Origin of the sequence: Micromonospora sp. NPDC005171 (genome assembly GCF_040608575.1) — a bacterium.
Taxonomy (GTDB): Bacteria; Actinomycetota; Actinomycetes; order Mycobacteriales; family Micromonosporaceae; genus Micromonospora.
Genome location: NZ_JBEXIM010000010.1, coordinates 133,836 through 158,275 on the forward strand (window position 1 = coordinate 133,836; position 24,440 = coordinate 158,275).

The 24,440-nt window shown below is 71.5% G+C and carries 17 protein-coding genes; 13 read left to right on the forward strand and 4 right to left on the reverse strand.

The window, feature by feature from the left end; all coding sequences use genetic code 11:
- Nucleotides 1-4 precede the first annotated feature (4 nt).
- Nucleotides 5-1,963, reverse strand: coding sequence for a multicopper oxidase domain-containing protein (locus ABZU74_RS15950; protein WP_355423679.1), 1,959 nt, complete (start codon nucleotides 1,961-1,963; stop codon nucleotides 5-7).
- 120 nt (nucleotides 1,964-2,083) lie between these two features.
- Here ABZU74_RS15950 and ABZU74_RS15955 point away from each other — a divergent pair, with 120 nt between their 5' ends.
- Nucleotides 2,084-2,443 (forward strand): YciI family protein, encoded by a 360-nt coding sequence (locus tag ABZU74_RS15955; RefSeq protein ID WP_355423682.1) that lies wholly within the window; start codon nucleotides 2,084-2,086, stop codon nucleotides 2,441-2,443.
- Nucleotides 2,444-2,447: 4 nt separating this feature from the next.
- On the opposite strand, the gene ABZU74_RS15960 is transcribed toward ABZU74_RS15955, so the two are convergent.
- On the reverse strand, nucleotides 2,448-2,840 hold the full coding sequence (locus ABZU74_RS15960) for a cytidine deaminase (RefSeq protein WP_355423685.1): 393 nt from the start codon (nucleotides 2,838-2,840) through the stop codon (nucleotides 2,448-2,450).
- Nucleotides 2,841-2,983: 143 nt separating this feature from the next.
- Between ABZU74_RS15960 and hrpA the strand changes: the two genes are divergently transcribed.
- Nucleotides 2,984-7,054: an ATP-dependent RNA helicase HrpA gene (gene hrpA, locus ABZU74_RS15965; protein WP_355423687.1), complete on the forward strand. Its 4,071-nt coding sequence runs from the start codon at nucleotides 2,984-2,986 to the stop codon at nucleotides 7,052-7,054.
- A gap of 52 nt (nucleotides 7,055-7,106) precedes the next feature.
- Here hrpA and ABZU74_RS15970 read toward each other — a convergent pair whose 3' ends face one another.
- Nucleotides 7,107-8,039, reverse strand: coding sequence for a LysR family transcriptional regulator (locus ABZU74_RS15970; protein WP_355423690.1), 933 nt, complete (start codon nucleotides 8,037-8,039; stop codon nucleotides 7,107-7,109).
- Between the two features lie 35 nt (nucleotides 8,040-8,074).
- Between ABZU74_RS15970 and ABZU74_RS15975 the strand changes: the two genes are divergently transcribed.
- The 7 genes from ABZU74_RS15975 to ABZU74_RS16005 all read left to right on the forward strand — a co-directional run bounded on the left by ABZU74_RS15975 (nucleotide 8,075) and on the right by ABZU74_RS16005 (nucleotide 16,337).
- Nucleotides 8,075-8,806, forward strand: a complete 732-nt coding sequence (locus ABZU74_RS15975) for a succinate dehydrogenase cytochrome b subunit (protein WP_355423693.1) — start codon at nucleotides 8,075-8,077, stop codon at nucleotides 8,804-8,806.
- 1 nt (nucleotide 8,807) lies between these two features.
- Nucleotides 8,808-10,745: a fumarate reductase/succinate dehydrogenase flavoprotein subunit gene (locus tag ABZU74_RS15980; protein ID WP_355423696.1), complete on the forward strand. Its 1,938-nt coding sequence runs from the start codon at nucleotides 8,808-8,810 to the stop codon at nucleotides 10,743-10,745.
- Entirely contained in the window at nucleotides 10,742-11,506 is a 765-nt protein-coding gene (locus ABZU74_RS15985; protein WP_355423698.1) for a succinate dehydrogenase/fumarate reductase iron-sulfur subunit, read from the forward strand. The genes ABZU74_RS15980 and ABZU74_RS15985 overlap by 4 nt, the downstream gene beginning before the upstream one ends.
- A gap of 259 nt (nucleotides 11,507-11,765) precedes the next feature.
- Nucleotides 11,766-12,950, forward strand: coding sequence for a zinc-dependent alcohol dehydrogenase (locus ABZU74_RS15990; protein ID WP_355423701.1), 1,185 nt, complete (start codon nucleotides 11,766-11,768; stop codon nucleotides 12,948-12,950).
- Nucleotides 12,951-13,005: 55 nt separating this feature from the next.
- Nucleotides 13,006-13,935 carry an SDR family NAD(P)-dependent oxidoreductase gene (locus ABZU74_RS15995; protein WP_355423704.1) on the forward strand — a complete coding sequence of 310 codons (930 nt, stop codon included), beginning with the start codon at nucleotides 13,006-13,008 and terminating at the stop codon, nucleotides 13,933-13,935.
- Nucleotides 13,936-14,047: 112 nt separating this feature from the next.
- Nucleotides 14,048-15,052 carry a serine hydrolase gene (locus tag ABZU74_RS16000; protein ID WP_355423707.1) on the forward strand — a complete coding sequence of 335 codons (1,005 nt, stop codon included), beginning with the start codon at nucleotides 14,048-14,050 and terminating at the stop codon, nucleotides 15,050-15,052.
- A gap of 172 nt (nucleotides 15,053-15,224) precedes the next feature.
- Nucleotides 15,225-16,337, forward strand: a complete 1,113-nt coding sequence (locus ABZU74_RS16005) for an MBL fold metallo-hydrolase (RefSeq protein WP_355423835.1) — start codon at nucleotides 15,225-15,227, stop codon at nucleotides 16,335-16,337.
- A 49-nt stretch (nucleotides 16,338-16,386) separates the two neighbouring features.
- Here the strand turns inward: ABZU74_RS16005 and dgt are convergent, their stop codons facing one another.
- Nucleotides 16,387-17,898, reverse strand: coding sequence for a dGTP triphosphohydrolase (dgt, locus tag ABZU74_RS16010; protein ID WP_355423710.1), 1,512 nt, complete (start codon nucleotides 17,896-17,898; stop codon nucleotides 16,387-16,389).
- A gap of 167 nt (nucleotides 17,899-18,065) precedes the next feature.
- On the opposite strand from dgt, the gene ABZU74_RS16015 reads away from it, so the two are divergent.
- The 4 genes from ABZU74_RS16015 to ABZU74_RS16030 all read left to right on the forward strand — a co-directional run bounded on the left by ABZU74_RS16015 (nucleotide 18,066) and on the right by ABZU74_RS16030 (nucleotide 24,302).
- Nucleotides 18,066-20,507, forward strand: coding sequence for a Tex family protein (locus ABZU74_RS16015; RefSeq protein ID WP_355423838.1), 2,442 nt, complete (start codon nucleotides 18,066-18,068; stop codon nucleotides 20,505-20,507).
- A gap of 121 nt (nucleotides 20,508-20,628) precedes the next feature.
- Entirely contained in the window at nucleotides 20,629-21,510 is an 882-nt protein-coding gene (locus tag ABZU74_RS16020; RefSeq protein WP_355423841.1) for an aminoglycoside phosphotransferase family protein, read from the forward strand.
- Nucleotides 21,511-21,534: 24 nt separating this feature from the next.
- Nucleotides 21,535-21,966 (forward strand): hypothetical protein, encoded by a 432-nt coding sequence (locus ABZU74_RS16025; protein WP_355423713.1) that lies wholly within the window; start codon nucleotides 21,535-21,537, stop codon nucleotides 21,964-21,966.
- Between the two features lie 206 nt (nucleotides 21,967-22,172).
- The gene (locus ABZU74_RS16030) at nucleotides 22,173-24,302 is read left to right on the forward strand and encodes an acyltransferase family protein (RefSeq protein WP_355423716.1); all 2,130 of its coding nucleotides are present in this window, start codon (nucleotides 22,173-22,175) and stop codon (nucleotides 24,300-24,302) included.
- Nucleotides 24,303-24,440 lie beyond the last annotated feature (138 nt).

A 24,440-nucleotide genomic window follows, 5' to 3' on the forward strand; every position in this document is an offset into this window, starting at 1 on the left:
TGGCCTAACCGGCGTCTGTCGATGCCGCCCCTGGGTCGACCGCCCCGCCCGACGAGCCACCGTCCCCGGCCGCCGCGCCACCGCGCGGCAGCACGTTCAGCGGGCGCATCATCTCGTTGTCCTCGTGCTCCAGCAGGTGGCAGTGCCAGGCGTACCGACCCGGCAGGTCGAAGTGCGCCTTGATCCGGGTCACCTCCCACGGGTACGCGAGCACCGTGTCCATCCGCCCCCGCTCCCCCGGGCCCGGCTGCGCCCTCCCCGAGTGCCCCCGGCCGAGCAGCTCGAACTGGACCTGGTGCAGGTGGACCGGGTGCACGTGCCGGGTGAAGTTGCGCACCTCCCAGACCTCGGTGTCGCCAAGGACGGGCTGCTCGGTCACCGGGTCGCTCCAGCGCAACGGCAGACCCCGGCCACGCTCGTCGAGGACGCCGAGAAGCATGACCGTCGACCCGCCGGACCTCCGCTCGTTGAGCGACAACCGGCGTACCCGTTGGGCCGCTCCGAGCCGAGGGTGTGACGGCAGCCGTAGCTGCTCCGGTGGGACGCTCGGGTCAGCGCCGGCCGCGTCGGTGACCACGAACCGCAGCACCTGCCCGGTGGTCTGCGGGTCGGCCGGCGGGAAGTCCACCCCGGGGCGACCGCCGCCGTACATCCCGTCCGGCCCTTCGTTCACGAGGTACAGCTCGGTGCCGGCCGGAACGTCGGTGAAGTCGACGATCGCGTCGACCCGCTGGGCCGGGCCGAGTGACACGCGTTCGTGCGGCACCGGCTCCGGCAGGAAGCCGCCGTCGCTGCCGATCTGCCAGACCGGCAGCACCGGCCGGGCCGGCCGGGCGGTGGGGTTCGTGGCCACGCTGAGCAGCAGAAAGCGGCTGTTGCAGCCGTTGAGCAGCCGGAACCGGTAGCGCCGGCGCCGCACGGTCAGCGTGGGCCAGGTGCGGCCGTTGACAACGATGGTGGAGCCGGAGAACCCGGGCACCGACACCGGCGGCCCGTCGCCGCTGGAGGAGTACCGCTTCGGGTATTGCAGGTCGCCGTCGGCGGTGAAGCTGCGGTCCTGGATCATCAGCGGGATGTCGTGGTACGAGGCGTTCGGCGGATCATCGTGGGTCGGCGCCGGGCCGGGCAGCGCTTCCTCCGACAGCTCGTCCCCACCACCGAGCAGGTAGAACCCGGCCGGCCCGGCGTAGACGTTCTCCCGGGTGAGCCCGAGCGCGTGGTCGTGGTACCAGAGGGTGCACGGCCGCTGGTCGTTCGCGTACTCGAAGGTTGCCGAGCCCGGCGCCCAGCGCAGGCCGGAGCGCTCGGCGAACCGGGACCGGAACTCGCGGTACGCGCTGCCGGACACGGCGAAGTCGGGCGGCAGGTCGCGGGCCACCGGCAGGTACCACGCCTCGGAGTGCCCATCGCTCTCCTGGGAGCTGTGCGCACCGTGCAGATGCACCACCTGGGGCACCGGCCCGCGGTACCCCTGCGGGCGGCCGTCCCACCGCCCATGACGGTCCCGGTTCTCGATGCCACCGGCCGGGTTGGCCCAGTGCAGTGTGGGGTCCACCGGCAGCAGGTGCGGCAGGTAGTCGCCCCGGTCGTCGACGAGCTGGTTGACCCAGGTCACCCGTACCGGGCGGCCCACCCGCGCCATGATGGTGCGCGCCGGGTAGCCGAAGCTGCCGGGATGGGCGGTGGAGCCGTAACCCCACACGGTGGTACGCGGCCACGACGGCGGCAGGATCTGCTGGCGGAACTGTCGCACCGCGATCTCGTACGTGTCGCGCTCGGCATCGGTCGCCACCGCCGGCATGGCCGGGGGGATCCGCAGCGGCGTGACGTACTTCGGGATGTCACGGGCGTCCAACGACGCCGCCGCGGCGAGCGCCCGGCTCGATGCCGCCCAGCCCGCCGGGACGAGCGCCGCCGCGCCGCCGGTGGCACCGGCCGCGAGCAGCCGACGTCTGGTGACCATGCCGCACCTCCCGATCGCTCCGAAACCCTCGATATGAGAATGAGTTTCGCGGACGACCCCAGGGCGGACAGATGGCCGATGACACCCGGAAGAGGCACATTCACCTCATAGGGTGGGGGCATGCGATTCGACCAGCACACGGTCGTCCTGCTGACCCGACCGTCGGATCCGCCGCAGCTGCCGCAGGACGCGATCGACAGGTTGCGGGACGCGCACCTGGCCCATCAGGCGGGCCTCGTGCAGCAGGGGCTGGTGCTCGCGGCCGGGCCGTTCCTGCACCCCGACGACGAGCAGCTGCGGGGCTTCGTGGTGCTGTCCATCGCCCCGGACGAGGCACGCGCGCTCTTCGCCAACGACCCCGCCGTGCGGGCCGGTCGCCTGGTCGCGCGGGTCACGACGTGGTTGCTCCCCGAGGGCAACCTGCGGTTCGAGAGCGTGCCGGTGCCGCAGTCGATGCTGGAGGCGGCCTCCGGGGACTGACTGGTCAGCCGGCCGAGCCGCTGCCAGCCTCCGCCGACAACTCACCGAGCGGGACCACCCGCAGGGCGTCCATCGGGCCGACGATCACCCGCAGTTGCGGGAAGTAGTCCCGCAGCACCTGCCGGCACCGGTCACAGGGCGCGACGACCTCGCGGCCACGGTCGGCGACCGTGACGATCGTCTCCAGCGCGGTGACGCCCTGGGTGGCGGCCGTGCCGATCACGACAAGTTCGGCGCAGGCCCCCCCGGTGGCGTGCTGGACGTTCACGCCGGTGAAGACCCGCCCGTCCGCGGTCCGGGCCGCCGACGCGACAGTGTGGTGCTGGCTGCGGCAGCGCAGCTTGGAGACCGCCGTGGCCGCCTGCACCAACGCGCGGTCGGTGTCGCGCATCTCCATCCGGCTCCCCCAGCGCTCGACGTCGGCCGCCAACTCTAGGGCCAGGTCGTGGCCGTCGAGGGACCGGAGGTGGCCGTCGGAGAGCCGGCCGCTCGGTAACCCAGGGGCGGTGCGCCGCCGGGCTGCCTATCCTTGGGCACGACATGCAGAATCCAACCGCCTCCGTCGCGTCCGACCCCGTTCGCGAGCTGCACCGCCGCCTCACACCTCTGATGTTCCGCGACCAGCGCCGGCTCCAGCGGCGGCTGGACGGTGCCCGCAAGCTGCGCGATCCGCAGCGTCGGGAGGCGGCGCTGACCGAGATCACCGCCGACCTGGTCCGGGCCGAGCAGCGGCTCGCCGCCCGTCAGGCGGCGGTGCCGGTGATCACGTACCCGGTGGGTCTGCCGGTCAGTGAGCGCAAGGACGACATCGCCAACGCCATCCGCGATCACCAGGTGGTGATCGTGGCGGGCGAGACCGGCTCCGGCAAGACCACCCAGATCCCCAAGATCTGCCTGGAGCTGGGGCGTGGGGTGCACGGCCTGATCGGGCACACCCAGCCCCGACGGTTGGCCGCCCGCACGGTGGCCGACCGGATCGCCGACGAGCTGGGCACCGAGCTGGGCGACGTGGTCGGCTACAAGGTGCGCTTCACCGACCAGGTCAGCGAGCGCAGCCTGGTGAAGCTGATGACCGACGGCATCCTGCTGGCCGAGTTGCAGACCGACCGGATGCTGCGCCAGTACGACACGCTGATCATCGACGAGGCGCACGAGCGCAGCCTCAACATCGACTTCATCCTCGGGTACCTGCGGGAGCTGCTGCCCCGACGACCCGACCTCAAGGTGATCATCACCTCGGCGACCATCGAGACCGACCGGTTCGCCCGGCACTTCGCCGGCCCACCGACGGCCGACGAGCCCGACGGCGTGCCCGCGCCGGTGGTCGAGGTGTCCGGGCGCACCTACCCGGTGGAGGTGCGCTACCGACCCCTCGTCGAGCTGGCCGAGGGCGAGGAGGACGGCGACGGCGACGGCGACGAGGAGAACGTCCGCGACCAGATCCAGGCGATCGGCGACGCCGTCGAGGAGCTGGCCGCCGAGGGCCCCGGCGACATCCTGGTCTTCCTCAGCGGCGAGCGGGAGATCCGGGACACCGCCGACGCGCTGGGCAAGCTGGTGCAGAAGAAGCGCTCGCTACTCGGCACCGAGATCCTGCCGCTGTACGCGCGGCTGTCCTCGGCCGAGCAGCACCGGGTCTTCGCCGCGCACACCTCGCGCCGGGTGGTGCTCGCCACGAACGTCGCGGAGACCTCGCTGACAGTGCCCGGGATCAAGTACGTGGTGGACCCGGGCACCGCCCGCATCTCCCGCTACTCCAGTCGGCTCAAGGTGCAGCGGCTGCCGATCGAGCCGGTCTCCCAGGCCTCGGCCAACCAGCGCAAGGGGCGCTGCGGCCGTACGTCCGACGGCATCTGCATCCGCCTCTACGACGAGCAGGACTTCCTCTCCCGGCCCGAGTTCACCGACCCGGAGATCCTGCGGACCAACCTGGCGTCGGTGATCCTCCAGATGACAGCGATCGGGCTCGGCGACCTCGCCGCGTTCCCGTTCATCGACCCACCGGACAAGCGCAACATCACCGACGGCGTGAACCTGCTGCACGAGCTGGGCGCGTTGGATCCGACCGAGGCCGACCCGGCGAAACGGCTCACCGCGCTCGGCCGGCGGCTGGCCCAGTTGCCCGTCGACCCGCGGCTGGCCCGGATGGTGGTCGAGGGCGAACGCAACGGCTGCGCCACCGAGGTGCTGGTGATCGCCGCCGCGCTCTCCATCCAGGACCCACGGGAGCGGCCGGCGGAGAAGCAGGCCCAGGCGGACCAGGCGCACGCCCGGTTCGCCGACAAGGAGTCGGACTTCGTCGCCTACCTCAACCTGTGGCGCTACCTGCGCGAGCAGCAGCGGGAGCTCTCCTCCAGCGCGTTCCGCCGGATGTGCAAGGCGGAGTACCTGAACTACCTGCGGATCCGCGAGTGGCAGGACATCGTCAGCCAACTGCGGCAGGTGCTGCGTACCCCGGCCGAGGGCGACCGGCGGGGTGGGCGGGCGGCGCGTGACACCTCGGACGACGCGGACGCCGGCCGGGGCCGCCGGGGTGGCACGGACCTGCCGGAGGAGATCGACACCCCGAAGGTGCACCAGTCGCTGTTGCCCGGCCTGCTGTCACACATCGGCCTCAAGGACGCCCAGAAACACGAGTACCTGGGGGCGCGGGGCGCGAAGTTCGGGCTCTTCCCCGGGTCGGCGTTGTTCAAGAAGCCGCCGCGCTGGGTGATGGCCGCCGAGCTGGTGGAGACCTCCCGGCTGTGGGGGCGCATCGCCGGCCGGGTCGAGCCGGAGTGGGTCGAACCGCTGGCGCAGCACCTGGTCAAGCGCAGCTACAGCGAACCGCACTGGGAGAAGAAGCAGGCCGCGGTGATGGCCTACGAGAAGGTCACCCTGTACGGCGTCCCGCTGGTCAGCTCTCGCAAGGTCAACTTCGGCCGGATCGACCCGACGCTGAGCCGGGAGCTGTTCATCCGGCACGCCCTCGTCGAGGGCGACTGGCAGACCCACCACCAGTTCTGGGCGGACAACAAGCGGCTGCTCGCCGAGATCGAGGAGTTGGAGAGCCGGGCCCGCCGCCGGGACATCCTGGTCGACGACGAGACCATCTTCGGCTTCTACGACCAGCGGATCCCGGCCGACGTGTCCTCCGGCCGGCACTTCGACAGCTGGTGGAAGAAGACCCGCCGCGAGCAACCCGACCTGCTCACCTTCACCCGCGACCTGCTGGTCAATGACGGCCGACCGGGGGTGGACGAGGACGACTACCCGGACGAGTGGCGGGCCGACGGGGTGAGCCTGCCGCTGACCTACCGGTTCGAGCCGGGCACGCCGGACGACGGCGTCACGGTGGACATCCCGTTGCCGCTGCTCAACCAGGTGCCGGCGGAGAGCTTCGACTGGCAGGTGCCGGGGCTGCGCGAGGAGACGGTGATCGCGCTGATCCGCTCGCTGCCCAAGGCGATCCGCCGCAACTTCGTCCCGGTGCCGGACTACGCGCGGGCCGCTCTGGCGGCGATCACGCCCGGCGAGGAGTCGCTGCTGGACGCGCTCACCCGACAGCTGCGCCGGATGACCGGGGTGACAGTGCCCCGCGACGCCTGGGAGCCGGGCAAGCTCCCGGCACACCTGCGGGTGACCTTCCGGGTCCTCGGCGACGACGAGAAGCCGGTCGCCGAGGGCAAGGACCTGCCGGCCCTGCAACGCCAGCTCCGCCAGGAGGTCCGCCAGGTGGTGGCGGCCGCCGCGCCGGAGGTGGCCCGCACCGGGCTGCGCGAGTGGAGCTTCGGCACCCTGCCCCGGACCATCGAGCAGGTCCGCGCCGGTTACGCGGTGACCGCGTACCCGGCGCTCGTCGACGAGGGCGCCACGGTCGGGGTGAAGGTGTTCGACTCCCCCGCCGAGGCCGAGGCGGCGCACTGGGCCGGCACCCGCCGGCTGCTGCGGCTCACCGTGTCCTCCCCGGCGCGGTTTCTGCAGGGGCGGCTGGACAACGAGGCGAAGCTGGCGTTGAGCCGCAACCCGCACGGCGGCGTGCAGGAGCTGATCGAGGACGCGGCTGGCGCGGCCATCGACCGCCTGATCGGTGTGGCGGGCGGGCCGGCGTGGGACGCCGACGGTTTCGCGGCCCTGCGCGAGAAGGTCCGCGCCGACCTGGTCGACACAGTGGTCGAGGTGATGGACCGGGTCCGCAAGGTCCTCGCCGCCGCGTACGCCGTGGAGCAGCGGCTCGGCGCGACCCGCAACCTGGCCGTGGTGGCGGCGTTGGCCGACATCCGCAGCCAGCTCGCCGGGCTGGTGCACGCCGGTTTCATCACCGAGACCGGCTACGCGCGGCTGCCCGACCTGCTGCGCTACCTCACCGCCATCGAGCGTCGCCTGGACCGGTTGGGCGGCAACCCGCAGCGGGACCGTCAGCAGCAGGACCGGATCGCTGTGGTGCAGAAGGAGTACGCCGACCTGCTCGCCAACCTGGCGCCGGCTCGCCGGCAGGAGACGGCCGTCCGGCAGATCCGTTGGATGATCGAGGAGCTGCGGGTGAACGTCTTCGCCCAGGCGTTGGGCACCCCGTACCCCGTCTCGGAGCAGCGGATCTACCGCGCGATGGACGACGCCGAGGGCCGCTGAGCCCGGCGGACGGGCCGCTGCCGGCCGCTTCGCGGCAGCGGCCCCGGCCGGGTCAGGTCAGTGGCTCGACGCCGGGGGGCAGTTCGCCGAGGTCGATCGCCGACTGGATGTAGTCGAGCAGGATGCGCCGAAGCTCCCGACCGGCGTGGGTGGGTACGACGTCGCGTCGGCGGGCCACCGCGATGGTCCGCCGCACCCCGGGCGGGGCGAGGGGGGTGATCCGCACCCCCGGCCGGCGAGCCAGCACGATGCCGGGCACGAGCGCGATGCCGAGCCCCGCCTCGACGAAGCTGAGCACCGCGTCCATCTCGCCGCCGTCCACCGCGAAGGTCGGTTCGAAGCCCGCCTCCCGGCACGCCTGGATGGTCGCGTCACGCAGGTCGTACCCCTCCCGGAACATCACCATCGGCTGGTCCCGCAGGTCGGTGATGCGCAGCTCCCCGGTCGCCGACGCGGTCGCCACCTCCCCCACCGAGGCCACCACCAGGCTCTCCCGCAGGATCGGGTCGACCCGCAGCCCCGGGTCCGCCCCCTGCGCCGGCATGATGATCAGGGCCAGGTCGAGGTCGCCGCGGAGCAGGTCACGCACCAGGTCCTGGGAACCGCCCTCCTCGACGCGCAGGTCGATGGTGGGGTGCGCGTCGCGGAACCGGCGCAGCACCGGCGGGGCGAGCGAGGTGGCCAGGCTGGGGGTGGCCCCGAGCCGGACCCGGCCCCGGCGCAGCCCGACCAACTCCTGGACCTCCCGGGTCGCGGTCTCCACGTCGGCGAGGATCCGGGTGGCCAACGGCAGCAGCACCTCGCCCGCCGCGGTGAGCGCGATGTTGCCCCTTACCCGTTCGAACAGCGGTGCCCCGAGGTCGGCCTCCAGCGCGTGAATTTGCTTACTGAGAGAAGGCTGGGTGATGCCCACGATGTCGGCGGCTTGGGTGAAATGTCGTACTTCGGCCACCGCGACGAAGTACCGGAGCTGATGGAGCTGCATCTAAATAGCCTACGGCTATCAACACTGCGAGTTTGATGCATTGGACGACTGATCGAAGTGCTCCTAGCGTCGGTCCTGTGGTAATCACGAAAACTCGGTCGCCCATCCGCTCGAACGTCGGCCTCAAGGCCGTCATGGCGGTGACGGGCATCCTGCTGGCGCTGTTCCTCATCGCCCACATGCTCGGCAACCTGAAGGTGTTCACGGGGGAAACCTCGTTCGACCACTACGCGCACTGGCTGCGCGACATCGGTAAGCCACTGCTGCCCGGCGTCTGGTTCCTGTGGATCCTGCGCACCGTGCTGGTGGTGGCGGTCGTCGCCCACATCGTGGCCGCCACGGTGCTGGCCCGGCGGGCCCGCGCCGCCCGACCGGTCAAGTACGCCCACCGCAAGAAGGTCAACGGCAGCTACGCGGCCCGCACGATGCGCTGGGGTGGCGTGATCATCCTGCTCTTCGTGATCTACCACCTGCTGGACCTGACCACGGGGACGCTGAACCCGGTCGGCAACGAGAGCAAGCCGTACGGCAACGTCGTCGCCGACTTCGCCCCGGAGCGCTGGTACGTCACGCTCTTCTACACGCTGGCCATCCTCGCGGTGGGCTTCCACCTGCGCCACGGCGCGTTCAGCGCGTTCCGCAGCCTCGGCCAGCAGACGCCGCGCGGCGAGCGGAGGGCGCGTACCGCGGCTCTGATCTTCGCCGTGCTGCTCTGCGCCGGGTACCTGATGGTCCCGTTCGCCGTACTCACCGGATTGGTGTCCTGACATGGAACTCTTCACCGAGGGCGACCCGATCGCCGACACCAAGGCTCCCGCCGGCCCGGTCGAGAAGCGTTGGGAGACCCGGCGCTTCGAGGCCAAGCTGGTCAACCCCGCCAACCGTCGCAAGATGACGGTGATCGTGGTCGGCACCGGCCTGGCCGGCGGCTCCGCCGCGGCGACCCTGGCCGAGCAGGGCTACCACGTCAAGTCCTACTGCTACCAGGACAGCCCACGCCGGGCGCACTCCATCGCGGCACAGGGCGGCATCAACGCGGCGAAGAACTACCGCAACGACGGCGACTCCGTGCACCGGCTCTTCTACGACACCGTCAAGGGTGGCGACTTCCGCTCCCGCGAGTCGAACGTGCACCGGCTCGCCGAGGTGTCGGTCAACATCATCGACCAGTGCGTCGCCCAGGGCGTGCCGTTCGCCCGCGAGTACGGCGGCCTGCTGGACACCCGCTCCTTCGGTGGCGCCCAGGTGCAGCGCACCTTCTACGCCCGGGGCCAGACGGGCCAGCAGCTGCTGCTCGGCGCGTACCAGGCCCTGGAGCGGCAGATCGGCCTGGGCAACGTGGAGATGAACGCCCGGCACGAGATGCTGGAGCTGGTCCTGGTGGACGGCAAGGCCCGGGGCATCGTGGTCCGGGACCTGGTCACCGGCGAGATCAGCACCGAGATGGCCGACGCCGTGGTGCTCGCCTCCGGCGGCTACGGCAACGTCTTCTACCTCTCCACCAACGCCAAGGGCTGCAACGTCACCGCCACCTGGCGCGCGCACCGCAAGGGCGCGTACTTCGCCAACCCGTGCTACACGCAGATCCACCCGACCTGCATCCCAGTCTCCGGTGACCACCAGTCGAAGCTGACCCTGATGAGCGAGTCGCTGCGCAACGACGGCCGGGTCTGGGTGCCGAAGACCAAGGGTGACGACCGCAGCCCGAAGGACATCCCGGAGGACGAGCGGGACTACTACCTGGAGCGGATCTACCCCTCCTTCGGCAACCTGGTCCCCCGCGACATCGCCTCCCGCGCCGCGAAGAACGTGTGCGACGAGGGCCGGGGCGTCGGGCCGACCAAGCTCGGCGTCTACCTCGACTTCGCCGACGCGATCGGCCGGCTGGGCCGCAAGGCCATCGAGGCCAAGTACGGCAACCTCTTCGAGATGTACGAGCGGATCACCGGCGAGGACCCGTACGAGGTGCCGATGCGCATCTACCCCGCCGTGCACTACACGATGGGTGGCCTGTGGGTCGACTACGACCTCCAGTCGAACATCCCCGGCCTGTTCGTGATCGGTGAGGCGAACTTCTCCGACCACGGCGCGAACCGGCTCGGCGCCTCGGCGCTGATGCAGGGCCTCGCCGACGGCTACTTCGTGCTGCCCACCACCATCGCCAACTACCTGGCCTCCGGTCCGCTGGAGAAGGTCGACGCCAGCCACCCGGCGGCGGTCGAGGCGCGCACCGACGTCGAGGACCGCGTCCAGCGGCTGCTCGCGGTGAACGGCGACCGGACCGTGGACTCGTTCCACCGGGAGCTGGGCCAGATCATGTGGGAGCACTGCGGCATGGAGCGCAGCGAGGCCGGGCTGCGCAAGGCGATCGACGAGATCCGCGCCCTGCGCGAGCAGTTCTGGCAGCGGGTCAAGGTGTCCGGCACCGGCGAGGAACTCAACCAGTCGCTGGAGAAGGCCGGCCGGGTGGCCGACTTCTTCGAACTGGCCGAGCTGATGTGCATCGACGCCCTGCACCGTGAGGAGTCCTGCGGCGGCCACTTCCGGGCCGAGCACCAGACCTCCGACGGTGAGGCGCAGCGCGACGACGACCGGTTCGCGTACGTGGCGGCCTGGGAGTTCACCGCCGACGGCGAGCCCTCGGTGCTGCACAAGGAAGACCTGAAGTTCGAATACGTCCACCCCACGCAGCGGAGCTACAAGTGAACCTGACCCTGCGCATCTGGCGCCAGAAGGGCCCTGAGGACAAGGGTCGGATGGTGACCTACCCGGTCGACGACGTGTCCCCGGACATGTCGTTCCTGGAGATGCTCGACGTGCTCAACGAGCGGCTGATCCTCGCGGGCGAGGACCCGGTGGCGTTCGACCACGACTGCCGCGAGGGCATCTGCGGCATGTGCGGCCTGATGATCAACGGGGACGCGCACGGGCCGCAGCGCGGCACCACCGCGTGCCAGCTGCACATGCGGCAGTTCTCCGACGGCGAGACGATCGACATCGAGCCGTGGCGGGCCAGCGCCTTCCCGGTCGTCAAGGACCTGGTCGTCAACCGGAGCGCCTTCGACAAGATCATCGCGGCTGGCGGCTACGTCACCGCGCCGACCGGCAGCGCGCCGGAAGCCCACTCCACCCCGGTGGCCAAGGCCAACGCCGACGCCGCCTTCGAGTCGGCGGCCTGCATCGGCTGCGGCGCCTGCGTGGCGGCCTGCCCGAACGGCTCCGGCATGCTCTTCACCGCCGCCAAGCTCACCCAGCTCTCGCTGCTGCCGCAGGGCCAGCCGGAGCGCTACACCCGGGTGATCGGCATGGTCGACGCGCACGACGAGGCCGGCTTCGGCGGCTGCACCAACGCCGGCGAATGCACCCCGGCGTGCCCGAAGGGCATCCCGCTGAACACCATCGGCCGGCTCAACCGCGACTACCTCACCGCCACGGCCAAGGGAGCCAACAACACCCCCGGTTCCTGACGTTCACCGCACCACGACAGACCGCCGTGTCCCTTCCTGGGCACGGCGGTCTGTCGTTCGGCGGTCTGGCGTTGCATGATCCACTCGGGTTTCAGGAAGTCGGCCCGTTTCCGGGCCTCGGATACCGCGACTTCAAGGAACGCGAGTGGATCAGCTGGATCCGAACCGCCAAACCGCACGCCCAGAGACAGGCGGCCGGTTCAAGCGCCCGAGCCCGGGTAGCAGTCTTCCGAGACGGCAGTGAGAAGGGACGAGGGACATGAAGGCGCTCACCTGGCAGGGCAAGCGAGACGTACGGGTCGAGGAGGTTCCGGACCCTCGGATCGAGGAGCCGACCGACGCGATCGTGAAGATCACCTCGACTGCGATCTGCGGGTCCGACCTGCACCTGTACGAGGTGCTCGGGCCGTACCTGAAGCCGGGTGACGTCCTGGGCCACGAGCCGATGGGCATCGTCGAGGAGGTCGGGTCGGAGGTGACCGGGCTCAAGCCGGGCGATCGGGTGGTGGTGCCGTTCAACATCGCCTGCGGCAGGTGCTGGATGTGTTCACGCCAGCTCTACGCGCAGTGCGAGACCACCCAGGTCACCAGCGAGGGCAAGGGAGCGTCCCTGTTCGGCTACACCTCGCTCTACGGGTCGGTGCCGGGCGGGCAGGCCGAGTATCTGCGCGTACCGCAGGCCCACTTCGGGCCGATCAAGATCCCGCAGACCGGCGCCGACGAGCGCTACCTCTACCTGTCCGACATTCTGCCCACCGCCTGGCAGGCGGTGAAGTACGCGGACACCCCGCCGGGCGGCACCCTCGCCGTCTTCGGGTTGGGTCCGGTCGGGCAGTTCTGCGCGCGGATCGGCCGCCACCTCGGCGCGGGCCGGGTGATCGGGCTGGACCTGGTGCCCGAGCGGCTGGAGCTGGCCCGCCGGCACGGCATCGAGGTGCTCGACGTCAACGAGCTGTCTGACGTGCCGGGCGCGCTGATCGACCTGGTCGACGGGCGCGGCCCGGACGCGGTGATCGACGCGGTCGGGATGGAGGCACACGGGTCGCCGGCGGGGAAGTTGGCCCAGACCGCCGCCGGGCTGTTGCCGGACAAGCTGGCCCAGACGATGACCGACCGGGCGGGTGTGGACCGGCTGTCCGTCCTGCACGCCGCGGTCAAGGGGGTCCGCCGTGGTGGCACCGTGTCGATCTCCGGGGTGTACGGCGGCGAGGCGGACCCGATGCCGCTGATGGAGATGTTCGACCGGGGCGTCCAGCTGCGGATGGGTCAGTGTCACGTGCGCCGGTGGACCGACGAGATCCTGCCGCTGCTCTCCGGCGACGACGACCCACTGGGCGTGGAGGACCTGCGTACCCACCGGTTGCCGCTGGCCCGGGCGCCGCAGGCGTACGAGATGTTCCAGAAGAAGGAGGACGGCTGCATCAAGGTCGTGCTCGAACCGTGAGTGCGAGGAGTGAGCCGGGGTTGCGAGCCCCGCAGTCACGAACGCAGCCGGTGCCGTGAGCCGGGTGGTCGTGATCGTTGGCGCGAGCAGCGGGATCGGCCGGGCGACGGCCCGGGCGTTCGCCGAGCGCGGCGACCGCCTGGTCCTCGCCGCTCGCGCCACCACGACCCTGGCCGAGGTACGCGCGGAGTGCGCGGACGTCGACGTGCTGACCGTGCCTACCGACGTGACCGAGCCGGACGCGCTGGACGCGCTCGTGGAGGCGGCGATCGACCGCTTCGGCCGCGTCGACGTGTGGGTGCACACGGCGGCGGTGATGGCCTACGGACGCTTCGACGAGCTGCCGGAACGGGTCTTCGACCAGGTGGTGCGCACCGATCTGCTCGGCGCCGCAGGCTCGGTGCGGGTGGCGCTGCGGCACTTCCGGGCCGCCGGGGCCGGCACCGTGATCCTCACCGGTTCGGTCCTGGGGCACATCACCGCGCCGTACATGAGCGCGTACGTGGCGAGCAAGTGGGGGTTGCAGGGTCTGGTCCGGACGGTGCAGCAGGAGTTGCGCGACAGCCCGGAGATCCGGTTGTGTCTGGTCAACCCGGGCAGCGTGGACACTCCGGTGTACCAGCAGGCGGCCAACTATCTGGGCCGGATCGGGCGACCTCCGCCGCCGATCGCCGGACCGCAGCGGGTGGCCCGGGCCATCGTGGACTGTGTGGACTCACCCCGCCGGGAGGTCACCGTGGGCCGGCTCAACGTGGTGCTGCGAGCCGGCTTCACGCTCCTGCCGGGGGTCTATGACGCCCTCGTCGGCCCGTTGATGCGGGCGGCCGGCCTGAGTGGACGGTCAGTCGCCGCGCACGACGGCTCGGTCTTCGCTCCGCACCCCGCCGGCGAGGCGGTCCGCGGTGGTCACCTACCCGACCTGCGGCAACTCGTGTTCGGGCCGGTCGGTGCGGTGGGCGCCGCACTGCGCCGACGGTTCAGCTGACCTGTTCGGAACTGATCGGGACATGTTCGGGGGCCTCATGCATCGATCAACTCGCCTAGTGTGGTGGGCCAGCAAGCGCTCTGGCGCACCACGATCGGGGAGACGATTGACCATGCGACTGAACCGCAGAACGGCGCTCGGCTTGGGCACTGTGGCCACCGCCGGCACGGTGCTGGGCGCCGCCGCCCCGGCTAGCGCCGCCGACGTCACCGAGACGTCGCCGACCACCCCCGCTCGGGCCGCCCGTCGGGTCGCCTCCGTCTACGCCAGGCACAGCGCCGAGGCCGGCGGCAACTGGCAGGCGTACGTCAGCGTCGCCGACCCGGCCGGCGCGCCGGTGGTCGCTGTGGAGGCTGACGCGGACCGGCGGATCGAGGCGTACAGCGTCAACAAGATCGCCGTCGCCACGGCGGTGCTGGACAAGGTCGACCGGGGGCTGCTCACCCTGGACCAGCAGGTCGAGGTGAGCGCGGCGATCGTCGTACCGGGCGGTGACGGCATCTTCAGCCTGGACGGCGCGTACCCGAGCCTGGTGACCATCGGGCACGTGCTGGCCAACCTGCTGACCGTCTCGGACGACACGGCGGTGCGGCTGTGCGGGCTGGTCGCCCCGGCCGCCGAGATCAACTCCATCCTGGTCGCCAAGGGCTTCCCGAACACCCAGGTCCAGCCGGTGGCCAACCCGAACCGGTTCTTCCTCGGCACCAGCACCCCCCGGGAGACGCACGACCTGCTGCGCGCCCTGGTCGCCGGCACGCTGCTCTCCCCCGCCTCGACGACGTACCTGTTGGGCATCCTGCGCTCCCCGGTGGCGTTCACCGACGGCATCCGGCGCACCATGTCCTCCGACGAGCGGGCCCGGATCGCCACCAAGGCCGGTTGGTTCGCCGACGCCCGGCACGAGGCCGGTGTGATCTTCGACCGCTCCGGCGCGGCGGTGCTCACCTACGCGCTCTTCGCCGACGGGCAGGCCAACCCTGAGGACTTCGGCGCGACCCACCCGGCGGTGCAGGCGCGGGCCGCCATGGGCCCCAGGTTCCTGGCCGCGGTGGACCGGATCGCCGGGGTCGGCAAGACGTTCCGGGTCACCGCCCGACGCCCCAGCAACGGCGGCTAGGGCACCCGCTGAGCTCGTCCCGGGTCGGTCACCGCTGCCGGCGACCGACCCGGCGTGGCGACCACCGAGGCACGGGTCGGTCCGGGTGACTACCGTGTAGGGCGGACACGTCGGAGGGACGGCAATGGCACGAGGGCAGAACACGGACGTCGAACGGTCGCTCGGGCGGCGGATGCGGGGCGCGGCCGGCCTGGCCGCGCTGGCCGGCCTGGCCTGGGTCGCCCGGGATGTGCCGGCGGCGCTGGGTGGCCGGCTCAGCGGGGCGCGGGCCGAACGGGCGGCCCGCTCGCCGCAGTTCCGCGAGGGCACCTTCCACAACCGGGCCGGCACCCGCACGATGATCGCCGAGCCGGGGCGCAACCTGGTCCGCGAGCTGATCTTCGGCAAGCAGAAGCGGCGTCCCACCGCGCCGGTGCCGCTGCTGCGCCCGAGCGCGTCCGTGCGGCCAGGGCGCACCGGCGGGCCGGAGGCCGCCGACGAGCTCAACATCGTCTGGTACGGCCACGCCTCGACACTGATCGAGATCGAGGGTCGGCGGGTGCTGCTCGACCCGGTGTGGAGCGACAGGTGCTCCCCGTCCGGTCTGGTCGGCCCGCGCCGGCTGCACGAGCCACCAGTGGGCATCGACGAGTTGCCCCCGCTGGACGCCATCCTGATCTCGCACGACCACTACGACCACCTCGACATGGCCACCGTGCGGGCGCTGCTCGCCGGGCAGTCCGCGCCGTTCCTGGTGCCGCTCGGCGTGGGCGCGCACCTGGACCGCTGGGGCGTACCCGCCGAGCGGATCATCGAGCTGGACTGGTCCGAGTCGCACCGGGTCGCCGGTTTGGAGATCACCGCCACCGCCGCCCAGCACTTCTCCGGACGCGGGCTGCGCCGCGACGGCACGCTCTGGAGCTCGTGGGTGGTGGCCGGGGCGCGCCGCAAGATCTTCTACACCGGCGACTCCGGTTACTTCGACGGGTACGCCGAGATCGGCGCCGAGCACGGGCCGTTCGACGTGACGCTGATGCAGATCGGCGCGTACGACAGGGCCTGGCCGACGATCCACATGTTCCCGGAGGAGGCGGTCAACGCCCACCTCGACCTGCGCGGCGGGCTGTTCGTGCCGGTGCACTGGGCGACGTTCAACCTGGCCCTGCACGACTGGTCCGAGCCGGTCGACCGGCTGTGGGCCGAGGCGAAGGCCCGCGACGTGCGGCTCGCCGTGCCCCGGCCGGGCGAGCGGGTGGTGGTCGACGAGCCGCCCGCCGTCGACGGTTGGTGGCAGGCCGTCGCCTGACGTCGGGCTGACGCAGGCATCGTCCGGGTCAGGCCAGAGCTGAGCCGGGTCAGAGCACGAACGCGTCGGTCCAGAGCGCACCGGACCGACCGGAGAGCGCGTCCAGCATGGCCACCGCCTGACCGTCGGTGAGCTGCGCGACGAAGTCCACGATGGCTCGCCCCCGGGCGCGACCGATCCGGTCCGGGGTTCGTGGGTGCAGCTCCGCCTCGGCCAACTCGACCAGGTCGTGCAGTCGGCGGGGCAGCCGGGACTCCTCCTCCGGGTCGAGCAGCCACTCCCAGAGCGCCTCGACCAGGGTGCCCAGCAGCCGGGCCTGGCCGCGCTGGTGCAGGGCGAGATCCGGGCGGGCCAGCACGAACCGGTGGTGGACGAACTTGAGCACCTGCACCTCGTGCCACTGCGCGCAGCCCAGTAGCACGTGCCCGGAGCGCACCGACGGCTGTTCGGTGACCGTGATGGCCTCGACGAAGCGGGTGGACCAGCGGGCGGAGAACCGGGCCACGTACTGCTCGGCCTCGATCGAGCCGTCGAACGGCATCGCCAGCAGCCCGTCCACCAACTCCTCGCGGACGTGCTCGACGGCGGCGGCGAACGCGTCGTCGTCGGCGATCCAGGCGTCCTTGCGGTGCAGTTGCCGGCGGAGCCGCTCGATCGCCGCCCCGGGTCGCCGGGCCGCCGTGGCCAGCGCCGCATCGGTGATCGCCCGGAGCTGTCCGCTCTCGCGCTGCCAGGCCATCAACTCCGCGGAGACCGAACCCTGCTGGAGCACCCCGACCCGGTAGAAGTCCTCCACGTCGTGGATGGCGTACGCGATGTCGTCGGCGGTGTCCATCACGGACGCCTCCACGGTCTGCTGCCAGTCCGGGATGCGACCGGCGAACGGCGCCCGGGCCTGCCGCAGGTCGTCCAGCTCGGTCCGGTACGCGCCGAACTTCGACGAGCCGCTCTCCGGGTCGTCCGGCGGCGGGGTGGCGCCGCGCGGCGGGGGGTCCATGGTGCGGGGGTGCGGGTCGGGGTGGTCCAGGCGGGTCCACGGGTATTTCAGCATCGCCGCGCGGACCGCCGCGGTCAGGTCCAACCCGGTGGTGGCCGCGCCGCGGATCTCGGTGCTGGTGACGATCCGGTACGACTGCGCGTTGCCCTCGAAACCGTCGGAGAGGCCGAGGCGTTGGCGGGCCAGCCGGTCCAGCACCCGCTCCCCCAGGTGCCCGAACGGCGGGTGGCCGAGGTCGTGGGCGAGCGCGGCGGCCTCCACCACGTCGGGGTCGCAGCCGCCGAGCTTGTCCAGCAGGTCACGCCACCGGTCGTCGGCCGTCAGGCGCTCGGCGACCGCCCGGGCCACCTGGGCGACCTTGAGGCTGTGGGTGAGCCGGTTGTGCACCAGCAGCCCGGAGCCGACCGGGCTGATCACCTGGGTGACGCCGCCGAGGCGGGCGAAGAACGGCGAGCCGACGATCCGGTCCCGGTCGGCGCGGAACGGGTTGGCCGTGAGGTCGCCGAGGGCTCGGGCGCTGCCGCCGAAGAGCCGCCGGGCGCGCGGCTCCGCAGCAGATTCCATGATCGCCACGCTAGCGCAGGCCCGACGGGACCGCCGCCGGTCACCCCGGCCAGGCCCGGCGGTTCGGTCTGCCGCCCCGGACGGGCGCGGCGACAGCGCCCCGGCCCGCCCGGCAGAATGCAGGCGTACCCGCTCTTGAAGGCGGATCGAGTCGAAGGCGGATCGAGATCGTGACCCAGTCTGTTCATCAGCGGATCGCCGACGAGCTCGGCGTGGCCGAGCGTCAGGTGCGGGCGGCAGTGGAGCTGCTCGACGGCGGCGCCACAGTGCCGTTCATCGCCCGCTACCGCAAGGAGGCCACCGGCCTGCTCGACGACACCCAGCTGCGTACCCTGGAGGAGCGGCTGCGCTACCTGCGCGAGCTGGACGAGCGGCGGGCCGCGGTGCTGGAGTCGATCCGCGGCCAGGGCAAGTTGGACGAGGCGCTGGAAGCGCAGATCATGGCCGCCGACTCGAAGTCCCGGCTGGAGGACATCTACCTCCCGTACAAGCCGAAGCGGCGGACCCGCGCGCAGATCGCCCGCGAGGCCGGGTTGGCGCCGCTGGCCGAGACGCTGCTGGCCGACCCGAGCCAGGACCCGCGGGCCACCGCCGCCGGGTTCGTCGACGCGGACAAGGGCGTCGCCGACGCCGCCGCCGCGCTGGAGGGCGCGCGGGCCATCCTCATCGAGACCTTCGCGGAGGACGCCGACCTGATCGGCACGCTGCGCGAGCAGATGTGGTCGCGGGGCCGGCTGGTTTCCCGGGTACGCGAGGGTCAGGAGGCGGCCGGCGCCAAGTTCGCCGACTACTTCGACTTTTCCGAGCCGTACCCGAAGCTGCCCTCGCACCGGATCCTGGCGATGTTCCGGGGCGAGAAGGAGGGCGTGCTCGACCTGACGATGGAGTCGGAGGAGGCGGGCGAGGCGGACGCCGTACCGACCGGCCCGACCCGGTACGAGGCGGCCATCGCAGGCCGGTTCGGGGTGTCCGACTCGGGCCGCCCGGCCGACCGCTGGCTGACCGACACGGTGCGCTGGGCGTGGCGTACCCGGATCCTCATCCACCTCGGCGCGGACCTGCGGATGCGGCTGTGGCAGGCCGCCGAGGAGGAGGCGGTGCGGGTCTTCGCCACCAACCTGCGGGACCTGCTGCTCGCCGCGCCGGCCGGCACCCGACCCACCATGGGCCTGGACCCGGGCCTGCGAACCGGCGTGAAGGTGGCAGTGGTGGACGCCACCGGCAAGGTGGTCGCCACCGACACGATCTATCCGCACGAGCCGCGCCGGCAGTGGGACGCGTCGGTGGAGACCCTCGCCCGGCTGGCCGGGGCGCACGGGGTGGAGCTGATCGCCATCGGCAACGGCACCGCCTCCCGCGAGACCGACAAGCTCGCCGGTGATCTGATCGCCCGGCACCCGCAGCTCAACCTGACCAAGGTGATGGTCTCCGAGGCCGGCGCGTCGGTCTACTCCGCCTCCGCGTACGCCTCACAGGAACTGCCCGGAATGGACGTGTCGCTGCGCGGCGCGGTCTCCATCGCCCGCCGGCTCCAGGACCCGCTCGCCGAGCTGGTCAAGATCGACCCGCGGTCGATCGGCGTGGGGCAGTACCAGCACGACCTGTCCGAGGTGAAGCTGTCTCGGTCGCTGGACGCGGTCGTGGAGGACTGCGTCAACGCGGTCGGCGTGGACGTCAACACCGCCTCCGCGCCACTGCTGACCCGGGTCTCCGGGATCGGCGCCGGCCTGGCCGAGAACATCGTGCTGCACCGGGACGCCAACGGGCCGTTCCGGTCGCGTACCGAGTTGAAGAAGGTGGCCCGGCTCGGGCCGAAGGCGTTCGAGCAGTGCGCCGGCTTCCTGCGCATCCCGGACGGCGACGACCCGTTGGATTCGTCCAGCGTGCACCCCGAGGCGTACCCGGTGGTGCGCCGCATCCTCTCCACCACCGGGCAGGACCTGCGCTCGGTGATCGGCAAGAGCGGCATCCTGCGCGGACTGCGCGCCACCGACTTCGTCGACGACCGGTTCGGTCTCCCCACCGTCACCGACATCCTCGCCGAGTTGGAGAAGCCGGGCCGGGATCCCCGCCCCGAGTTCCGCACCGCCACCTTCGTCGAGGGGGTGGAGAAGATCAGCGATCTGACGCCGGGAATGGTGCTGGAGGGCGTGGTCACCAACGTGGCCGCGTTCGGCGCGTTCGTCGACGTCGGGGTGCACCAGGACGGTCTGGTGCACGTCTCGGCGATGTCCCGGACGTTCGTGAAGGACCCCCGCGAGGTGGTGAAGTCCGGCGACGTGGTCAAGGTCCGGGTGCTCGACGTGGACGTACCCCGCAAGCGCATCTCGCTGACCCTGCGCCTGGAGGACGAGCCTGGCGCCGACGCGGGTCGGGGCGACCGGACCAACCAGGAGGGTCGCGGCGGTCAGGGTGGTCGTGGCGGCCAGCGTGGGCCGGGCGGCCAGGGCGGTCAGGGCTCGCCGGCTGGGCAGGGCGGTCGCGGCTCGCAGGGCGGTCGCGGTGGTCAGGGCGGTCAGGGCGGTCGCGGTGGTCAGCAACGGCAGGGCGGCTCGGCTCCGGCCAATGACGCGATGGCGGAGGCCCTGCGCCGCGCCGGACTGGCCTGACCAGACGGCAGGGCGACGTCGCCCGGGATGCCTCCAGATTCGGCGGGCATCCCGGGCGACGCGTCTGCGGGAAACCCGCTCGCGTGGCGATGGGGCCTCGGGTAAGGATCTTCTGGTGAAGATGCATGCCAACCAGGTCGACGTCACCGTCGAGGTCGTCGCCGCGTTGGTGGCCGCGCAGTTCCCCCGGTGGCGGGCGCTGCCGATCCGTCCGCTCGTCTCGACCGGCACGGTGAACGCCCTGTTCCGGCTCGGTACGGAGATCGTGCTGCGCTTTCCGCTGCAACCCGGCGCCGATCCGGCCCTGCGCGCCGAACTGCAACGTGAGCAGGAGCACGCGAGCCTGCTCGCGGCGCATCTACCGGTCCCTGTGCCCGAACCGCTCGGCCTCGGCGGCCCGGGCGAGGGGTATCCCGGGCCGTGGACGGCGTACCGCTGGATCGCCGGCGAGTCGGCCCACCCCGGCCGGATCGACGACCTGGACGGCTTCGCCCGTGACCTGGCCGGCGTCGTGACCGCCCTGCGTGGCATCGACGCCGGCGGTCGGGTGTGGTCCGGATCAGGGCGGGGTGGCCCGCTGCCCGCCGAGGACGCCGGGGTGCGGGCCGCCCTCTCCGTCAGTACGGCGCTCACCGACACCGCTCGGCTCGCCGAGGTGTGGGAACGGTGCCGGGACACCCCGCGCGACGACGTCGACGGGTGGATCCACGGTGACCTGATGCCGGGCAACCTGTTGGTCCGGGACGGTCGACTGGCAGCCGTCATCGACCTGGAGACGGTCAAGGTGGGTGACCCGGCGGTGGACCTGATGCCGGCGTGGAACCTGTTCGACGCCGGGTCGCGGGAGACGTACCGGCGGGCGTTGGGCGTGGACGACCCGACCTGGGAACGCGGGCGCGGTTGGGCGCTGGGACAGGCGATCAACGCGCTTCCGTACTACGCCCGGACGAACCCGGTGATGGCGGCGATCGCCCGGCGCACACTGCGGGCCGTACTCGAATAAGCCCTGTCGCGTACCGTCGACGTCGTGAGTGAGCCCGACGGCCGGACGTGGCGGGATCAGCAGCGTCAGGCGGTGCGCGCGCACGCCGAGGCGGACGCGCGGCGGCGGGCCGCCGAGCAGGCCGAAGCGGCGGAGCTGGTGGCCTGGTTCGTGGCCGAGGCGACCCGGCGCGGGTTACGCCCCGCCCGCCTGGTCGCGCGGGGTTACGACGGCCGTGGCCGGTACCGGACCAGGCTGACCGGGTGGTACGTCGACCGGGCCGAAACCCGGGCGGTGGACGTGACCGGCCGGTTCCACCTGCTGAACGTGCCGGGCGGTCTGCGGGCCTGGCTGTTCGGCGTCGATCCGCAGCCCAGCCCGGCGCCCTTGGTCGTCGGGGCGGGTGGCCGCGACGGAGAGTCGATCCCGTTGCGGACGCTGCTCACCCGCCGGCTCGACGCCGGTTCTGACGGCTGACACCCGCGTCACGTCACTACTCCGGCCACGCATGGCGTGACCGGCATGCCACCGCTCGACGGATGAGACGGTCCGCGTAGCGAACCCGGGCTGACTGCTGAGCGCACCCTCGCGCGGCCCGCCTCGTTGATCCGCAACGGAACCATACCGGACGTTGGCCCTGTTTCGACGTCAAATGAGAACAAATTCTATTTCTGGTTGGGACGATGACGCAGACACGAAGCCGACCGATCACCCCAGCACGGGCGGCGTCCTTCCGGGGCGACATAGAAGGACTGCGGGCTCTCGCGGTCATCCTGGTACTGGCCGGGCACGCCGGAACTCAGTTCGTTCCCGCCGGCTTTGTCGGCGTGGACGTCTTCTTCGTGATCTCCGGATTTTTGATCACGGGCCTGCTCGTCGACGAACTCGAGGGCACCGGGCGTATTTCACTACTCGGCTTCTACGCCCGACGCGCCAAGCGGCTGCTGCCCGCCGCCGGCTTGGTGCTCCTGGTCACCCTGCTGCTCACGTACCTGTTCCTGCCGAGGGTCCGCTACTCCAATTCCGCATGGGATGTGGTGAGCAGCGCCCTGTACGTGATGAACTGGCGGCTCGCCGAGCAGTCAGTGGACTACATGTTCGTCGATCAGGCCCCGAGCGTCCTGCAACATTACTGGTCACTCAGCGTCGAAGAGCAGTTCTACCTGATCTGGCCGCTGCTGTTGCTCGGGTTGGCCGTCCTCGGCGGCCGGCGACGGCTGCGGCGGGGCGTGCTGATGCTCGGGTTCGCCGTCGTGGCCGTGCCGTCCCTCGCCTGGTCGATCTATCTGACGTCGACCGATCCCGCGCCGGCGTACTTCGTGACCACGACTCGGCTCTGGGAGCTCGCGCTCGGCGGCGCGGTGGCCATCGCCGGTGGACTACTGCATCGCACCCCGCGCGTGCTGGCAGTCCTGCTCGCCTGGTCCGGCCTCGCCGCCGTGGTCGCCTCGGCGTTCCTGCTGGATGCCACTTCGGCGTTCCCCGGGTACGTCGCGTTGCTGCCCACCGGCGGCACGGCGGCGATCATCGCGTTCGCGGTGGCAGCCGGCCGCGCCGGGCCGGCGGGGCTGCTCAGCCTGCCGCCGATGCGCGTGGTCGGTGCCCTGTCCTACTCGCTCTATCTGTGGCACTGGCCGCTGCTTGTCGTCGCCGACTACCGGTTCGGCGAGCTGAGCGCGTCCGCGCGCCTGGCCGTGGTAACGGCCTCGGTCGTGCCGGCGGTCCTCACCTACCACTTCGTGGAGAACCCGATCCGCCGGTCGCAGACGCTGCAATGGCAACCGGCGCAGGCGCTGCGCGTCGGGGCCGTGTGCACCGGCGTGGCCGTGATCGCCGGGCTCCTCTTCCAACTCACCGTCTGGCCGGCGGCACAGCCGCCCCCGCCCGTCTCGGCGCTACCAGCGGTGGCCGGGCCCAGCCCATCAGCGGACGCGACGCCGGTCGGGCCGGCCGGTGCCGCAGTCCTCGGTCGGTCACCCCGAGGTGACAAGGCGGGCAGCCCCGTCGATCGGGTCGCGTCCATCGTTCCGAACCCGTTGGTCGCACCGAAGGATCTGCCGACCACCGCGCGAACCGGCTGTCACGTACAGCAGAACAGCAGTACGCCGCTGACGTGTGTCTACGGCGTCCGGGACGCGACGTTCACCGTCGTGCTCGCCGGCGACTCCCATGCCGCACAGTGGCTGCCCGCCCTCGAGGAGGTCGCCGCCAAGCAGAAGTGGCGGGTGGTCTCGCACACCAAGTCCTCGTGCCCGTTCCTCAAGATGGAGGTAGCGCTGGCCGGGCGGCCGTACGAGAGCTGCACCGAGTGGAACCAGCGTGTCCGCGACCAGCTACGCGCTGATCCGCCCGACCTGTTGCTGGTCAGCAACTCGCTCTATCTTCCGGTGCGGGACGGCAAACCGGTCACGCAGCAGGTCAACGAAAGGTTGGCGGACGGTTTACGCGAAACGTGGCGGGAGATGACCGACGCCAGAATTCCGGTGGTGGTGCTCCGCGACACGCCGTACCACCGTCGTGACCCTGTCGAATGCGTCTCGGCCAACCCGGACAAGCTCACCCGGTGCGCCCCGTCCCGGGAAGAGGTGCTGGCGGCCGGTGGGGGCGTCGCCCAGGAGCAGGCGGCCGAGGGCCAACAGGGCGTACATCTCGTCAATCTCAACGACGCGATTTGCCCCACCGACCGCTGCGCGGCCGTCATCGGCGGCGTGCTGGTCTACCGGGACAGCAACCACCTCACCGCCACCTACTCCCGGACGCTGGCGCCGCGGCTCGACAGCTCGCTCGCCGCCGTGCGCAAGAGCGGCAGTTGATGCGCCGGCTGGTCGACAGGTTCGTCCTGGAGTGCCGTTCCACCCCCACCACCAGCTGACACCCGTGTCTTCCCGTCCCGGTCCGCGTTGTTCCGACGGGATCAACACCGACTGTGATTGTTTGCGCCATATCGCACT

Coding starts and splice junctions, on each gene's coding strand:
- ABZU74_RS15975 (WP_355423693.1), top strand. CDS start 8,075: ATGCATTGGACGACTGATCGAAGTGCTCCTAGCGTCGGTCCTGTGGTA.
- ABZU74_RS15960 (WP_355423685.1), bottom strand. CDS start 2,840: ATGGAGATGCGCGACACCGACCGCGCGTTGGTGCAGGCGGCCACGGCG.
- ABZU74_RS15970 (WP_355423690.1), bottom strand. CDS start 8,039: ATGCAGCTCCATCAGCTCCGGTACTTCGTCGCGGTGGCCGAAGTACGA.
- ABZU74_RS16020 (WP_355423841.1), top strand. CDS start 20,629: ATGCATGCCAACCAGGTCGACGTCACCGTCGAGGTCGTCGCCGCGTTG.
- ABZU74_RS15955 (WP_355423682.1), top strand. CDS start 2,084: ATGCGATTCGACCAGCACACGGTCGTCCTGCTGACCCGACCGTCGGAT.
- ABZU74_RS15950 (WP_355423679.1), bottom strand. CDS start 1,963: ATGGTCACCAGACGTCGGCTGCTCGCGGCCGGTGCCACCGGCGGCGCG.
- ABZU74_RS15980 (WP_355423696.1), top strand. CDS start 8,808: ATGGAACTCTTCACCGAGGGCGACCCGATCGCCGACACCAAGGCTCCC.
- ABZU74_RS16005 (WP_355423835.1), top strand. CDS start 15,225: ATGCGGGGCGCGGCCGGCCTGGCCGCGCTGGCCGGCCTGGCCTGGGTC.
- ABZU74_RS15990 (WP_355423701.1), top strand. CDS start 11,766: ATGAAGGCGCTCACCTGGCAGGGCAAGCGAGACGTACGGGTCGAGGAG.
- dgt (WP_355423710.1), bottom strand. CDS start 17,898: ATGGAATCTGCTGCGGAGCCGCGCGCCCGGCGGCTCTTCGGCGGCAGC.
- ABZU74_RS16000 (WP_355423707.1), top strand. CDS start 14,048: ATGCGACTGAACCGCAGAACGGCGCTCGGCTTGGGCACTGTGGCCACC.
- ABZU74_RS16030 (WP_355423716.1), top strand. CDS start 22,173: ATGACGCAGACACGAAGCCGACCGATCACCCCAGCACGGGCGGCGTCC.
- hrpA (WP_355423687.1), top strand. CDS start 2,984: ATGCAGAATCCAACCGCCTCCGTCGCGTCCGACCCCGTTCGCGAGCTG.